This is a genomic window from Blastococcus sp. KM273129, from assembly GCF_021698995.1.
Lineage (GTDB): Bacteria > Actinomycetota > Actinomycetes > Mycobacteriales > Geodermatophilaceae > Blastococcus.
Genome location: NZ_SSXB01000187.1, coordinates 1 through 574 on the forward strand (window position 1 = coordinate 1; position 574 = coordinate 574).

The 574-nt window shown below is 73.7% G+C and carries 1 protein-coding gene; it reads right to left on the reverse strand.

Annotated features, from left to right (window positions below):
- Window positions 1-37 precede the first annotated feature (37 nt).
- Window positions 38-574: penicillin-binding transpeptidase domain-containing protein (locus E9565_RS21960; protein WP_255726433.1), on the reverse strand; the 537-nt coding region annotated here is incomplete at its 5' end.

A 574-nucleotide genomic window follows, 5' to 3' on the forward strand; every position in this document is an offset into this window, starting at 1 on the left:
ACCCCCGAGGCGATCCCGCCCGGCGTGGCCGACACGCTCAACCAGATGCTCCGCAAGGACGTCGAACCCGGCTACGGCGGCCAGACCGGCCGGCGGGCGGGCTGGTGCCCACGAGCGCGCCGGGGGCGAGGTCGCTGTCCACCCGGTGGACCCGGTGGAGGAAGCCGGCGTCCTCGAGTACGTCCTGGCACGCCAGCGGCTCGTCGCAGGACGGCACCCGGACGGTGTTCCCGCGGACCACCTCGGGGTCGGCGGGCGGGAAGTCGGCGCTGCCGCGGGCGGTGAGGATCGGCGCCATCGCGTCGTGCCAGATGGTGGCGCCCTTGCCCCCGCCGAAACCGCCGACGTCCTCGTTCTCCTTCGGGTTGAACACCATCACGCTGGCGGCGATCTCCGGCGTGTAGCCGACGAACGCCACCGAGACGTTCTCCTGGGTGGTGCCGGTCTTCCCGGCGATCTGGTGGCCCGGCACGTACGCCCGCCGGCCGGTCTGGCCGCCGTAGCCGGGTTCGACGTCCTTGCGGAGCATCTGGTTGAGCGTGTCGGCCACGCCGGGCGGGATCGCCTCGGGGGT